Below are 15,070 nucleotides of genomic sequence, written 5' to 3' on the forward strand. Positions count from 1 at the left end.
GTATTTCAACGCCTGTTCCAATTCCCCCATATCGCTATAAACTATGCCGATATTGCCCAGGTCAGAAGCCTCTCCCGACAGATACCCTATCTGCTTATGGAGCTCAAGAGCCTGCTTATGGTATTTCAACGCCTGTTCCAATTCCCCCATATCGTAATAAACCGAGCCGATATTGCCCAGTTGATTAGCCTCTCCCTGCAGATACCCTATCTGCTTATGGAGCTCAAGAGCCTGCTTGAAGTATTTCAACGCCTGTTCCAATTCCCCCATATCGCGATAAACTATGCCGATATTGCCCAGGTCAGAAGCCTCTCCCTGCAGATACCCTATCTGCTTATCTATCTCAAGAGCCTGCTTATGGTATTTCAACGCCTGTTCCAATTCCCCCATATCGCTATAAACCAGGCCGATATTGCCCAGTTGATTAGCCTCTCCCTGCAGATACCCTATCTGCTTATCTATCTCAAGAGCCTGCTTATGGTATTTCAACGCCTGTTCCAATTCCCCCATATCGCGATAAACCAGGCCGATATTGCCCAGGTCAGAAGCCTCTCCCTGCAGATACCCTATCTGCTTATCTATCTCAAGAGCCTGCTTGAAGTATTTCAACGCCTGTTCCAATTCCCCCATATCGCGATAAACCAGGCCGATATTGCCCAGTTGATTAGCCTCTCCCTGCAGATACCCTATCTGCTTATCTATCTCAAGAGCCTGCTTTAGGTATTTCAACGCCTGTTCCAATTCCCCCATATCGCGATAAACCAGGCCGATATTGCCCAGGTCAGAAGCCTCTCCCTGCAGATACCCTATCTGCTTATCTATCTCAAGAGCCTGCTTGAAGTATTTCAACGCCTGTTCCAATTCCCCCATATCGCGATAAACCAGGCCGATATTGCCCAGGTCAGAAGCCTCTCCCTGCAGATACCCTATCTGCTTATCTATCTCAAGAGCCTGCTTGAAGTATTTCAACGCCTGTTCCAATTCCCCCATATCGCGATAAACCAGGCCAATATTGCCCAGGTGATTAGCCTCTCCCTGCAGATACCCTATCTGCTTATCTATCTCAAGAGCCTGCTTGAAGTATTTCAACGCCTGTTCCAATTCCCCCATATCGCGATAAACCAGGCCAATATTGCCCAGGTGATTAGCCTCTCCCTGCAGATACCCTATCTGCTTATGGAGCTCAAGAGCCTGCTTATGGTATTTCAACGCCTGTTCCAATTCCCCCATATCGCGATAAACCAGGCCGATATTGCCCAGTTGATTAGCCTCTCCCTGCAGATACCCTATCTGCTTATCTATCTCAAGAGCCTGCTTGAAGTATTTCAACGCCTGTTCCAATTCCCCCATATCGCGATAAACTATGCCGATATTGCCCAGGTCAGAAGCCTCTCCCTGCAGATACCCTATCTGCTTATCTATCTCAAGAGCCTGCTTATGGTATTTCAACGCCTGTTCCAATTCCCCCATATCGCTATAAACCAGGCCGATATTACCCAAGGCAGAAGCCTCTCCCTGCAGATACCCTATCTGCTTATCTATCTCAAGAGCCTGCTTGAAGTATTTCAACGCCTGTTCCAATTCCCCCATATCGCGATAAACCAGGCCAATATTGCCAATGACTGTTGCTTCATTTCTGTAAATTTTGGCTCTTTTAAACAGTGGCAGGGCTATTTCATAATACCTTAGCGCATCCTGGAAATTTGAAAGCTCCTGGTGAAGGTAGCCAATCTCAAAAGCCAGGTCAGCCTTTGCTTCTTCAGATAACGACTCTGCCTGAGTTCTGAAGGTTTCTGTCAGAGAGGCAAGCCTCTGCTCATTTTCCGAAGGTTCTTCTGCCTTTTGAGCAATTTCCCGGCGAACCTTTGCCTCATCTCCAAACCGGAAGACACCTGACTTAAATGTATAAAAATCCGGGGCTTTAAAGATAACCAGGTTTAAGAGAGAATCATCTACGAAGAATATCAGACTGAGATTTTGCTGACCGATTTTATCTCGGTTAAGGTTTATCCCCTGCAGAAACCGGCTAAGGCTCGGCTCATCTTCCCTGATAGAGACAATATCCCGGATTAAAAAGACAGGTTTCAAACAGGGTTTGGGCTTGGTTAAAAAGTACTGCTCAATTTTGGCAAAGGGGTCAATTATGGTTGGCGACAAAAAGATAGAATAGCAATCAAACTCCCTGGCCATCTCACTTGCGATTCTCTCAGCCAGTTCATTTTCTACATCCGAAGTTTCACAACTAATAAAAAAAAGGCAGCCCCGGTTTTTAAAAAGGCGGAGTTGATGAAAGAGGCGGGGAATCTGAAGTTCATCCTTTTTACGAAAGACAACTGTTTTATCAGGCTTTTTCATTTTGTTTAATCTTCCTGTATTCTTCTACATCTGATATTAATAAAGGATGGATATCGCACCATTCATCACCATTCATATATTCGAGGGCAAACAGGGAATGGAATAATTCTAAAGCTTCTACCCTATCCGGGCTGAGGAGTCTCTTGTGGTCATATATTTCAAGCAATATATCATAATAAGTACGGTTAAGGGCACGCTTTTTATTTGCCCGCTCTTCATTGATAGCTGTTTCCATGTCAACAGTATCAATCTTTTTACCGCCCTGGACCCTTGAATAACTTGAGGCAGAGGCAATAAGATCAATTAAGGTACGGAACACACCCCCACTGGCATCTACAGCCATATTCAAGGCATTGTCTTCAATCAAATCCTTTTCCATCCGCTTAAACACAAGCTGTCGCAGGGTTTCTCTATGTTTTATAGCTTTTTCATCTTCTTTGCCATCTCTATCTTTCAACCTCAGATTACGCAGGACCTTTTGCCGCCCAATCTTGCTAACAATCACCGCACTCTTTGGTGAATAAATCATTGAGATAGGAATAGTAAGCAAGGCACTGCACTTAATATCGCCAATAATATTTCCCTCTTCAAAGAAAAGCTTTTCTGCCTGTGTGGGACCAGTCTTGTCCAGATCGTCTATAATCAGCAATATATCACGTGGTGTAATTGATAGTTTGATATTAAGGATAATATCGTTGACTAAATTACGCAGGTCAGTAACCTTAACCCTGTAAAATTCACGAATCTGTTTGCGTGTTTCAGACTGCAGTCGTACTTTTGCGAAAAAGTCAGCACCCAGTCTTACAAAAGGGAATTTGAAACCCGTCTTTGCCTCTACGCCTCCTCCAATTTCACCATTTCTTGCTTTTGTAGTAGTCTTTTCGATTTGCAACTTGTCGGTGAAATAGCCCTCCATCTCTTTTAAACGCTCTTGCAAATATCCCGGCAGAGTAGTGTTTGTTTTTTCTGCCTTCTCTAAAATCTTAAAGGTCATAGTGAGCAAAAAGTCAATAATATCTATATCATTAATATCAAGCACTTCATTGGCGCTGTATTTAACCACTAAATACTTTGCATTAATTGCTTCATCATAGTCAATCTTGTTCAGTTCAGTTGACTTACCATTGCCCGGATGTCCACCAAGGAGAAATTTTAGCCCCCGGTTAGTGGTCAGAAGGTCATCTTTGATTATCTCAATCTCCTTTCGTTCTGTCTCCACATACCAGGGATCATCTTTTGGACAAAGGGGTTTCTGGCTATCGAAACAATTTATCACATCATCCAATTTAGAAGCCTTTGACATTTAGCACCTCTTATATTATATTCTACCAAAAAATTAAGATTATGTCAATCAAATTTTGCATTTCCCGTAACTATTCAGCCACAGATGGACACAGATGAAACACTGAAAATTCGTAATCCGTGTCCGTAGTTAGGCTCAAGGTTGAAGGCTGATGGCTGAAAATTCAGGTATAGTGCCTCCTGTCTCCTCTCCTTCTCCGTTTCCCCTTTTCTCATCTGTCTTCTGACCTCTGTATTTATCCGTGTTAATCCGTGTTAATCAGTGGCTGAATAGTTACAAATCTATATCCTGAATTCCCTTTTATGTTACCATAAACAGGTTCTACTGTAGGGCCTTTGGGGTCAGACCAGCCAGGATAGCAATGCCAATAAAATTCAAATAATCACCCTTGCCGACCAGAATTTCCTCCCCATTTAATTTCTTTTACTTCTGACTCAAAAAAATCTTTTACTTTCGCCCAATCGATTTCAATCAACAGGTTAGGCATAGGTTCTTTGTCAGCATCATCAAAATAAGTTAAACTTTTAAGAATGTGAATAATATTATAATTTACACTTTTATATTTTTCTCTAAAAAATCCTAATATTTCCCTGAGATGTCTTTTTTGTTGACAAATGACATATAAATCAATAAAATCTCTTCGACTTCCTCTTGAGGAAATAGCATCCATCTTCATACAAGCAATATCTAAAATATCTGCTACTTTTATGCCCATAAAATCTTTAGTTGAAAACAAAAGTGGATAGGGATATTTAAAAAAACTAACTTTTGTTCCTTCAAATATTCCTATAACTGTATTAGGTGACTTTTTTTCCAATATAAAATCACCTTTTTCTATAAGTCTTTCTATACATAAATTAGTATCAATATCCATTGGTGTAAAGAAATCTAAATCCAATGATTGACGATGTCCTAATTGTAACGCTACTCCTGTTTCACCTACTAAATAATAATCCTTACATAGTAATCTTAATAATTCCATATTGGACTTTGTTGCTTTTGAAATGACCTTTTCAAACATAAAATTTCCTCTTTATTTAGGTCAAAATATAGGCGCCAGAAATTAGCACTTTTAGGAGATAGTCTTCGAGTGTGCAAAAGTGTATTTTTAATTAGCTGTATAGAAAAACTCTTTATCATCCAGAAAATAGCCTTTTCATCTCCATATTCTAATATTCGCTCAATGATAAAGTTAGAATAGTTATCTTTATTTAGAGCTTCGAATGATATATCCCAGAAATATTTTTTTAAATATTTAGGCAACCTATTACTCACCTATCTTCCTCCCCATTTATAAATTTATAGGTAACTATTCAGCATACCAAGCAACTAGGAAGTAGGTAGTAGGTAGTAGGTAAGTAGGAAAGGGATAAAGGATGTGCACGGTATTCCTCTTCTGGGGACAATGTCTCCCCTTTCCTACTCTCCTACTTCCTACTTTCAGGGAAATCCCCCATTTCACTGATGCATTACCTTAGTTCTTCAAGAGATCCCTGGCTTATATTATAGGCATTTAACTTATTCTTTATGCCTTGTTTCTTAAAACTTTCTGCAATATTTGCTGGAATAGAAACAGCCGCTTTGCACATCTGTTGCACCAATCCATATTTTTCTTCAGTTGGGAAGTTTTTGGTTATTTCGTATATTCTTATCACTAAATGATGGCTTTTTTGCCATACTACAAGTTGTCTAAAATCATCTAACTTCTCATTCATTTTCTTTCCCTTTCCTACTTCCCTACTCTCCTACTTTCCTACAGGGTGAATAGTTACATTTATAGTAAGTATTAACCAGAAGTTCACATTAGTATTGTGGATAGTGGATAGTTGATAGTTGATGGTTGATAGTCTATGAAACTATCAACTATAAACCATCAACCATGTTTTTAGCCATAGTAATTACCATTTGTCATTTTTCTTCTTCTTTAGGGACAAACTTAACTTTTTTCTCCCCCTGTCGCATCATTCCCATTTGTCTGGCTAAATCCTCTATTCGGGTTGAGTCATTTTTTAATGCCGTTTTTTCCTTATCCAGAGCCTTATTCTTCTCCTCTATTTCTCGTATTTGTCTGGTTAAAGTTGAGACTTGCCGCTTCTGATGAAAAATAGTGAGGATATTATTCATTCCACCAATGAATAATATGATAAAGATTATAGTTAAAACTAATAATTTTTTTTGTCTGGTCTTTTTCTTTTTCCGAGGAAAGGTTATTTCGAATTCCATTGTTTCCCCCAGTTTTAATTTTGGATTTTAATTCACTACTGCCTACTAATTACTGTCTATTTCCATATATTCCAGTAATTCCCAGTTCTTCTTCTATGCGTAGCAGTTGGTTATATTTAGCCACGCGGTCGGTGCGAGATGGGGCACCTGTTTTTATCTGACCGGCATTTGTCGCCACGGCAATATCGGCAATCGTCGTATCCTCTGTTTCGCCCGAACGATGAGAGATAACCGTGGTATAACCCGCCCGCTTTGCTAATTCTATGACATCAAGTGTTTCGGTTAATGTCCCAATTTGATTGACCTTAATCAAGATAGAATTAGCGACACCTAATCCTAGTCCTTTAGATAATCTTTTCGGATTGGTGACAAATAAATCATCCCCAACAATTTGAATTTTGCCACTCAATTCCTGCGTAAAGTTTTTCCATCCATCCCAATCGTCTTCCGCAAAGCCATCTTCTATGGAAATGATAGGATATTTCTCAACTAATGATTTATAATAGGAAATAAGCTCTGCGGAGGTCATCACTTTTCTCTCGCCTTTAAAATTATATCTATCATCCTCAAATAGTTCAGATGCGGCGACATCCAGGGCTAAAAATATCTCCTCACCGGGTTTATAGCCTGCTTTTTCAATCGCCTGGAGGATAAGTTTAAGTGCCTCTTCGGTTGAGGAGATATTAGGAGCAAACCCTCCTTCATCACCCACAGCCGTAGAATAGCCTTTTTCATTCAAAATCTTTTTTAATTGATGAAATGTCTCCACGCTCATTCGTAATCCTTCTGAAAAACATTCTGCTCCTTTGGGCACAATCATAAATTCCTGAATATCAATTGGGTTATCTGCATGTTTGCCACCATTCAAGATATTCAACATAGGCACGGGTAATGTTTTAGCCTGGACACCACCTAAATATTGATAAAGAGGCAATTCTACGGCTAAAGCGGCGGCTTTAGCTACGGCTAAAGAAGTTCCCAAAATGGCATTAGCCCCGAGTTTTTCCTTATTTTCAGTCCCATCTAAATCAATCATTATCTGGTCAATCAATGCCTGGCAGGTGGCATCTTCACCTTCTAACTCAGGGGCAATAATATCATTGACTACATCAACGGCCTTTAGTACCCCTTTCCCTAAATACCTTTCTTTGTCGCCATCCCTTAATTCTAACGCCTCATAAGTTCCGGTAGATGCACCGGAAGGCACTGCGGCTCTGCCAATTTCTCCACACTCTAACTCTACCTCTACTTCAACCGTGGGATTACCACGCGAATCTAAGATCTCTCTTGCCCAAATGTCTATAATTTCAGTCATTACCTACCTCCTTTTTTAATTTCTCTAAAAACTGGATATTAGAATTGCCTAATTCCTTAGATTTGTTCCATAATTCTATTGCCTTTTCTCTCATATTCCTGGCATAATAGACATCACCTAAATGTTCACAAATGACTGGGTCATCATTAATTAACTCATAAGCCTTTTCCATTTCTATTAATGCTTCATCTAATCTACCAGATTGAAAATAAGCCCAGCCTAAACTATCAATATAGGTGCCATTGTTTGGTTTTATCTCTAACGCCTTTTTAATTAGATTAATTGCCTCATCCAGATGGATACCCCTCTCAGCATATAAATAGCCAATATAGTTATAGGCGTTTGCATTTTGTGGATTTAATTTAATACATTGATAAAAACACTCAATGGCTTCATCCAGCCTCTCCACATTGTCATAGGCTACCCCTAAATGGAAATAAGCCATCTCATCTTTTGGGTCTAATTTAACTGCCTTCTTAAAAGCAGGAATAGCCATTCGATAGTTAGTTTTGTCATTATAAATCATCCCTAACAGGAGATATAATTTTGAATTTTGTGGTTGTCTTTTAAGTGTCTGATGAATAGTTTTAATGGCTAAATCATATTGTTCTTCGACACTGTATAAATAACATAATCGAATATAAGCCTCATAAAAATTTTTATTAAGTTCGATTACCTTTTCAAACTCGATAATTGCCTTTTTGAAATCTTTTTCCTTTTCGTAGGCTAATCCTAATAAAAAATGCGACTTCCCATCATCCGGGTCATTTTGTAAAACAATCTTTAGCTGCTCAATAGCGGGTTTTAATTCATCGCTTGACAGATGGAGTAAAATAAGTCTGCGTCGTACCTCTAAATTATCTGGTTCAAGTATTAGCCCTTTTTGATAGAACATTTTGGCATTTTCTATTAGTCCTTTTTCTTCGTATAGAGTGGCTAATGTAAAATAAATTTCACTATCCAGAGGTAGCAGACTGACAGTTTTCTCTAATGTAGAAATAGCCTCATTCAACATCCCTACTCTAAGATAAATATCACTTAATTCTAAGTAAGCAAGTGGGAAATTCGGTTCTAATTCTATTGCTTTTGTATAAGATTTAATTGCCTCCTGATAATTTTTAAAATGGGCATTTAAAAATCCCAGGAAATAATGTGCGGCGCCGTCATTTGGGTCTAATTCTACTACATAAGTGAACTCTTTCAATGCCTTCGAATATTGCTTTTCCCCAACATATATTTTCCCTAAGGTAAAATGAGCCTGGATGCATTCAGGGTCAAAGTTGATAGCCTCTCTTGCATATTTTTTTGCCTGAGATAAATTCCCAAGAATAAAATAATCTGTGGCTAAACTGCTTTTGATTGCCGCATTGGGCTGGATTTTATCTGCCTTTTTGTATTCTTCAATCGCTTCTTTTATCTTGTTCTCCTGGTCATACAGAACACCTAAACTAAAATATGTGTAAGCATCGGAGATTGTAGGTGGTGAAATCTGTTTGTTAGATAGATGGACACAACCCGCACACATAAGGCAGATAAATATAAAATAAATTAGATTCCTCATTTTTGCTCCCAAAAAACTTATTGCTCAGTGAAGAGTAATTCAGTGAACAGAGGGCAGTAAAACTCTTTACTCTTCACTGGTAACCGTTCACCGCACAGACGCAGAGAAACAGAGAGGAAAATATCTTTTTTTCGTGTTTTTCGCGTTTTTCGATGTTCAAAAAGGCTGGTAAGCGTTCAGGTGGTGTAACAAAAGGAGATGTGGAGATTAAGGAGATAGGGAGATATTATTAAAAAAATTGAAATTAATAGAAACTAATAGAAATTTATGGAAATTTGTTGTTTTCCACAATCAATTTCTACCTATTTCTATAAATTTCAATCTATTTCTATTATCTTATCTCCATATCACTCTTATCTCCTTATCCCCTTTCTTACACTTTTGATATATAGCCTGAACGGTTACCGTCCCGAAAATCTCTGTCTCTGGTGAATAGATTTTAATTTTTTCTCTGCGTCTCTGTGTCTGTGCGGTGAATAATTACCTTCACTGTTCACTTTCTATCTTATCGGCTAAGATAATAACTTTATCTGGTAAGACTTCGCAAAACCCATTTTCGATTTCAAACTTTTTTTGTTCTTTTTCACGATTAATTTGTAATCTACCGCTGCCAAGCGTAGTTAAAAGGGGTGCGTGGGAAGGTAAAACCCCAAATTCTCCTAAACTCCCCGGGCAGGTAATTGAATTTGCGTCACCTTCTAAAATTAATTTTTCTGGGGTAATCAGTTTAAACTCTATCATCTATTTTTCCTTTTCTAACAATTGAGCCTTTTCTAATACCTCATCTATCCCACCAACCATATAAAAACACGCCTCCGGGATATCATCATACTTTCCTTCAACAATCTCTTTAAACCCACGCACTGTCTCTTTGACACTAACATATTTCCCTGGCCTTCCGGTAAATACCTCTGCAACAAAGAATGGTTGAGATAAGAATTTTTGTATTTTTCTGGCACGATACACCGTCATTTTATCCTCTTCACTTAATTCATCCATACCTAAGATAGCGATAATATCCTGCAAGTCTTTGTATCGTTGAAGGACTTGTTGAACGGCGCGAGTTGTTTTATAATGTTCCTCCCCTAATATTCTTGGGTCAAGTATTCTGGATGTAGAATCTAATGGGTCAATTGCCGGATATATGCCTAATTCTGCTATTTGTCGCGATAAAACAATAGTTGCATCAAGGTGAGAAAATGTAGTTGCCGGAGCAGGGTCGGTCAGATCATCTGCCGGAACATATATTGCCTGAACTGAGGTGATAGAACCTTTTTTGGTTGAGGTGATTCTTTCTTGTAAGGCGCCCATATCTGTGCCGAGGGTCGATTGATAACCAACCGCCGAAGGCATTCGACCTAAAAGGGCTGATACTTCCGAACCGGCTTGCACAAATCGAAATATATTATCAATAAATAACAGAACATCTTGATTCTTTTTGTCTCTAAAATATTCGGCAACCGTTAATCCACTCAATGCAACACGGAATCGGGCACCGGGTGATTCTTGCATTTGACCATAGACAAGTGCAGTTTTGGCAATTACGCCTGATTCTTTCATTTCTAACCAGAGGTCATTTCCTTCGCGTGTTCGTTCACCTACGCCAGCAAATACTGAGACACCGCCATGCTCGGTCGCGACATTACGAATTAATTCCATAACTAACACTGTTTTCCCCACACCTGCACCACCAAATAATCCAACCTTTCCTCCTTTAGCAAAAGGTGCTAATAAATCTACTGCCTTTAATCCTGTCTCAAATGGTTCACGAATTACCTCCTGGTCGTCAAATGTGGGTGATGGTTTATGAATGGGTGAATATTCTGAGGCTTCTATGGAGCCTAAATTATCCAGAGGTTCACCCCACGGACCCATTACCCGACCTAAAGTGGCTTCTCCAACCGGGACCCTAATCGGATAACCTGTATCTGTTGCCTCCAACCCTCTTTTTATCCCGTCGGTATAATCCATAGCAATCGTTCTGACCGTATTATCGCCCAGATGTTGTGCTACTTCTACGACTAATTCTTGCTCTAAAGCAACAGCACTTGCCTTTTCCCTTTTGATTTTGACCGCGTTGTAAATAGGGGGTAAATCATCTGTCTCAAACTTGATATCTACTACTGGCCCTAATATCTGTTTTATTTTCCCTGTTCGCATTTTTTTATCCCTCCTTAAATTTGGTGATTGGTAATTGGTGAATGGTAATTAGTTAGCAATTTTTATCTAACTTCTGTTTTCTATCTCCTGATTTCTCTAAACCATAGTTTATACTAAAATAATCATATTGTCAATATTTTTTTGCAACCATTATCCCCAGACAAACATCTTTAATATTAATCCAAAAATTACGGCAATAGATGTACTGGCAATACTGTCAAACAAACTATATTCTTCTTCTCTTTCTTTGGAAATGACCATTCTGGCAATAAGGATAGTGGGGATGAAGAGAAAGAATAGACTGGGCATAAGAATTAAAGTCATAATCAATAGTCGCTCGATTATTCCGTATCTTTTAGTCTTTAATGCCTGAGATGAGTAATCCTCACTAATCATCTTCTTTAAATAATGAATAACTATTGCCCCAAAATAGCCACCGGCAATAAATCCACTTGCCGTTAAGAGTATAATTTTATCCTCCAGCACGCCTCTTGTAAATTCAGGTATTTTGATGGCAGATTCAGGGATAGAAAGAATAATTAAGGTAATAAACCACATAACAATTATATGTAGAGACTGGTCTAACAAAAACATCCAGAGGTTATCTGTCTGTGTGTTAGTCGTAATGACTATTCGGAGATAATCAATCAGGAAATGGGAGATTATCAAGATAAAGATTGCCAGCCACATCTTGAGACAAAGGATATAAGGAAACAAGAAAGGAATAGCCATTATTCCCACAATTCCACAGTGGAGTAACACACCCCATTTACTCCTTACCTTCAATTTGAATAATTCATTAAATTGTAATGGATAATCTGCGATTAAATGAACTAATAATAATTGATAAAAAATAATCATTTTCCCTCCCTCGCTACTCTAATCTTGACCCATAAGTTTTACTGGACAATGTTACATTCATTCACAATTCGCAATTCACCATTCACAAATTCTTCCCTAAATTTCCTTAATAATGGTGGATGGTGAATTGTCAATTGTGAATTGTGAATTATCACTCTTCACGGTGTCCAGTAAAACTTGTGGGACAGGCTAATCTCACTACTCTCTACTCACTACGGTAATCAATCCTTCTTCATACGCCTGCAAAAATGCCTTGACTACATCAGGGTCAAATTGGAATCCAGCCTGCTCCTTTAATTCATCTAAAGCCTGTTGATGTGGTAACCCCTGACGATATGGTCTATCTGAGGTCATAGCATCAAAAGTATCGGCAATGGCTAATATTCTCCCCATTAGAGATATCTCTACATCTTTTACCCCAGAGGGATACCCTTTTCCATCATATCGCTCATGATGTTGGAAAACACCAGGAATAATAGCATCTAACTGTTTTATTGGCTTAATAATCTCTTTTCCAATACCGGGATGTCTTTTTACCTCGGCAAATTCTTCCTCTGTCAATCTACCAGGTTTTTTAATGATAGATTCATTAATACCTATCTTGCCAATATCATGAAGTAATCCTGCCAATCTAATGGTTTCTTTTTCATTTTCATTCAAATTTAATTTCATTGTAATTGCTTGAGAATATTGCATTACTCGTTCACTATGGCCTCTGGTGTAAGGGTCTTTGGCTTCAATCGTGGTCACTAAGGCTTTGATACTATTAAAAAATAACTCTTTCAGGTCTTCATACAACTTCGCATTTTCAATCGCAATCCCCTCTTGATTAGCCATTGCCTGCAATAATTCTAAATCAGCGGTTGAAAATCCCTCATCCCCAATTTTATTGATTGCCTCGACTACTCCAATTACCCTATCTTTAATTAATAATGGCACACATAGAAGTGATTTCGTCACGAACTTAATTTCTTCATCAATCTTTCGATAAAATCTCGTGTCCTGACTAACATCTTTGATGGAAAGGGGCTGTTTGTTTTTAACTACCCAGCCCGCTACTCCCTCAGTAATAGGTAATTTAATCTTTTTTAACTCATTCTTTTTCTCGCCAATAGCAACCTCAAAAACAAAATGCTCATCTTCGATTAACATTAACGAAGATGCCTCTGCTTTCATCAGTTTAGTCGTCAGTTCCATAATCAAGGGTAATAATTCCTTTATTTGCAATGTCGAGGTGACAATTTGACTGACTTCAATTAATGATTCTAAATTATAGACTCGTTGACAGATATTTTTAAAAGATTTCTCAAATGCGTTAAACTTTTCGCTTGTCCCAATTTTTCCCATTAGCTCTTCTAATTGCCTTTGGGCTAATTTTATGTCATCTTTCATATCTGATATAACCTCTATTGGGGGATATTTGTCCCCATCATAAGATCTTATCGTTACCCACAAGTCCAAATATAGTTAATTGACAATTATCAATTAGCCATTATCAATTCACAATTAATATTTGATGTTGACAAAATTAACAAATAATGGTCAATTGTTAATTGTAAATTGTCAATTGTTAATTATTGGGGGTTGCATATCTCTGTTATTTCACAGTACTTCCCCTCAAAAATCTTCCCTCTCAAGATGTGGGTAACGATAAGATCATAAGATATTTATCAAGTAACGGAGCTATCTCTTTAATAAAATTCTCCTCGATGGTGTCTATGTTATCTATTTTCCCCTTTTCAACAAGACTACTGATTCTAATCATCGCGGCAACACTATCTTTTCGTCTTATTTGATCAAAAACTATATTCAATTGTTGAATATAATAACTATGCGTATTCCTTTTACCAACTCTAAACCAGTAGATTGTAAGGAATTCGGTATCTTTTTCTTTAATATATAATTTATTACATCCAATCTTTCCGTGATTAATTTGAATTTGAACTATCTCTTTTTTAAGGAACTGGGTCCCTCCCCCTGTAAGACAAATCTCTGGTGGATGAAATGCCTCTGGATTGACACTACTTGCCACGATAAAAAGTAAAACCGTATCTCCCTTTGTATTTGTGTATGCTCGCAGAAGTAAATCACTCTTCCTTAACATCTTATAAACCCTCTCTTCAATAGGGTAGTCCTCACCCTTCCATTCACCAATTATTTTTGGAAAATGTTTTAGATTGGTCTCTCGAATCGGTGGTGAAGGTAAAGAAAGAAAAATTATAATTAATAACGCCACTGATAATAAAACTATGACTATAGTATAATTTTTTTTAGTTTCCATTTTTTCCCTCTTTATGCCAGGTTAAAACCTTTCCAATTGCTCCTAATCCTATTAAGGCGATGATAAATACCAATAATCCGGCGAGGGTATGCGTTGGTTCTGTTAATGCAGCCTCATGACCATAGACATAAGTGATGAGTGTCAGGAAAATTATTCTCACGATATTAGATAAAATAGCCACAGGCACAGCAGAGAAAAATAGAATAATTCTCCTTAAAAATGATATAGATAAAATATTGGCAAATAGTGTCCCTAAGGCTAAAAGTGTAATTAAAGATCTGAGTCCACTGCACGGTTCACCAACTTCAAGGAAATCATCCGGTAAATTTATTCTTGCTCCTTCCATAGATACCGGGATACCCATTAAATTTATAGAGACAGTCGCCCAGTAGGTTGCAAACATCTTAAGATGAAATGTTAAAAAAAGAGTAAATACCTCCGGCAGAGGAACCATAAAAACCAGGAAACTTATTGGGAAAATAAGTTTCCTGGTCATTTTAGCCCCTAAAAGATATAAACATAGTCCAAAAATGACAATAATAAGTGAAAAGCCGCTGACAAAGTCTATTAAAAAACAACGGCTTACCAGATGAATTAATAATCCTGCACAAAATAGTATTAATCCTTTTGCACAGGAGATAACTGGTATCTTTTTTAACTCATCCTTCATTTTCCAGATTAAGAATAAGGAGATAATGGGAATTAATGGACCATGAGTATAGTTTGACTCCCCTTCTAAATATTTATATTTCATCCAGAAAAAGGTTGGTAAATAGACGAGGATGACCAAAATAACCACTATCCAAACTTTTATCTTTGACCAGATAATCATAACCACCTACTCTTTTCCTAGTGCTCTGTCGCTACTCAATTGATGTTCTCCTTTGGCCTAATCATTACCCACATCTTTTAGTGGACAGATTTGATAGAAATTCCAAATTCCAAGCACCAAATTCCAAATAAATTCCAAATTCCAAGCACCAAATCCCAAACACCAAATTCCAAAGTTTA

The 15,070-nt window shown here is 38.0% G+C and carries 15 protein-coding genes; 1 reads left to right on the top strand and 14 read right to left on the bottom strand.

Going from position 1 to position 15,070, the window contains the following annotated elements:
- The 8 genes from AB1422_09390 to AB1422_09425 all read right to left on the bottom strand — a co-directional run.
- The coding region (locus tag AB1422_09390) for a tetratricopeptide repeat protein (protein MEW6619525.1) at positions 1-2,355 on the bottom strand (2,355 nt) is incomplete at its 3' end.
- Positions 2,342-3,658, bottom strand: a complete 1,317-nt coding sequence (locus tag AB1422_09395; protein ID MEW6619526.1) for a hypothetical protein — start codon at positions 3,656-3,658, stop codon at positions 2,342-2,344. The genes AB1422_09395 and AB1422_09390, both read right to left, overlap by 14 nt.
- 382 nt (positions 3,659-4,040) lie before the next feature.
- On the bottom strand, positions 4,041-4,679 hold the full coding sequence (locus AB1422_09400; GenBank protein MEW6619527.1) for a nucleotidyl transferase AbiEii/AbiGii toxin family protein: 639 nt from the start codon (positions 4,677-4,679) through the stop codon (positions 4,041-4,043).
- Entirely contained in the window at positions 4,628-4,933 is a 306-nt protein-coding gene (locus tag AB1422_09405) for a hypothetical protein (GenBank protein ID MEW6619528.1), read from the bottom strand. Before AB1422_09405 ends, AB1422_09400 begins: the two co-directional genes overlap by 52 nt.
- Before the next feature lie 194 nt (positions 4,934-5,127).
- Complete coding sequence (locus AB1422_09410; GenBank protein MEW6619529.1) at positions 5,128-5,373, bottom strand: four helix bundle protein; 246 nt, start codon at positions 5,371-5,373, stop codon at positions 5,128-5,130.
- A gap of 193 nt (positions 5,374-5,566) precedes the next feature.
- Positions 5,567-5,881: a septum formation initiator family protein gene (locus AB1422_09415; protein ID MEW6619530.1), complete on the bottom strand. Its 315-nt coding sequence runs from the start codon at positions 5,879-5,881 to the stop codon at positions 5,567-5,569.
- 49 nt (positions 5,882-5,930) lie between these two features.
- A complete protein-coding gene (eno, locus tag AB1422_09420; protein ID MEW6619531.1) occupies positions 5,931-7,196 on the bottom strand; it encodes a phosphopyruvate hydratase in 1,266 nt (421 codons plus the stop codon).
- Positions 7,189-8,757, bottom strand: coding sequence for a tetratricopeptide repeat protein (locus AB1422_09425; protein ID MEW6619532.1), 1,569 nt, complete (start codon positions 8,755-8,757; stop codon positions 7,189-7,191). Before AB1422_09425 ends, eno begins: the two co-directional genes overlap by 8 nt.
- Positions 8,758-9,024: 267 nt before the next feature.
- Here AB1422_09425 and AB1422_09430 point away from each other — a divergent pair, with 267 nt between their 5' ends.
- Positions 9,025-9,189, top strand: coding sequence for a hypothetical protein (locus tag AB1422_09430; GenBank protein MEW6619533.1), 165 nt, complete (start codon positions 9,025-9,027; stop codon positions 9,187-9,189).
- Between the two features lie 54 nt (positions 9,190-9,243).
- On the opposite strand, the gene atpC is transcribed toward AB1422_09430, so the two are convergent.
- From atpC to AB1422_09460, 6 genes are all read right to left on the bottom strand, one after another.
- Positions 9,244-9,498: an ATP synthase F1 subunit epsilon gene (atpC, locus tag AB1422_09435; GenBank protein ID MEW6619534.1), complete on the bottom strand. Its 255-nt coding sequence runs from the start codon at positions 9,496-9,498 to the stop codon at positions 9,244-9,246.
- The gene (gene atpD / locus AB1422_09440; protein ID MEW6619535.1) at positions 9,499-10,917 is read right to left on the bottom strand and encodes a F0F1 ATP synthase subunit beta; all 1,419 of its coding nucleotides are present in this window, start codon (positions 10,915-10,917) and stop codon (positions 9,499-9,501) included.
- Between the two features lie 150 nt (positions 10,918-11,067).
- Positions 11,068-11,778, bottom strand: coding sequence for a DUF3307 domain-containing protein (locus AB1422_09445; protein ID MEW6619536.1), 711 nt, complete (start codon positions 11,776-11,778; stop codon positions 11,068-11,070).
- A gap of 198 nt (positions 11,779-11,976) precedes the next feature.
- Positions 11,977-13,170 (bottom strand): HD-GYP domain-containing protein, encoded by a 1,194-nt coding sequence (locus tag AB1422_09450; GenBank protein ID MEW6619537.1) that lies wholly within the window; start codon positions 13,168-13,170, stop codon positions 11,977-11,979.
- A 241-nt stretch (positions 13,171-13,411) separates the two neighbouring features.
- Positions 13,412-14,059, bottom strand: coding sequence for an exosortase C-terminal domain/associated protein EpsI (locus AB1422_09455; protein ID MEW6619538.1), 648 nt, complete (start codon positions 14,057-14,059; stop codon positions 13,412-13,414).
- Positions 14,049-14,891 carry an exosortase/archaeosortase family protein gene (locus AB1422_09460; GenBank protein MEW6619539.1) on the bottom strand — a complete coding sequence of 281 codons (843 nt, stop codon included), beginning with the start codon at positions 14,889-14,891 and terminating at the stop codon, positions 14,049-14,051. Before AB1422_09460 ends, AB1422_09455 begins: the two co-directional genes overlap by 11 nt.
- Positions 14,892-15,070 lie beyond the last annotated feature (179 nt).

It is taken from the genome of bacterium (genome assembly GCA_040757115.1).
Classification (GTDB): domain Bacteria; phylum UBA9089; class CG2-30-40-21; order CG2-30-40-21; family SBAY01; genus JBFLXS01.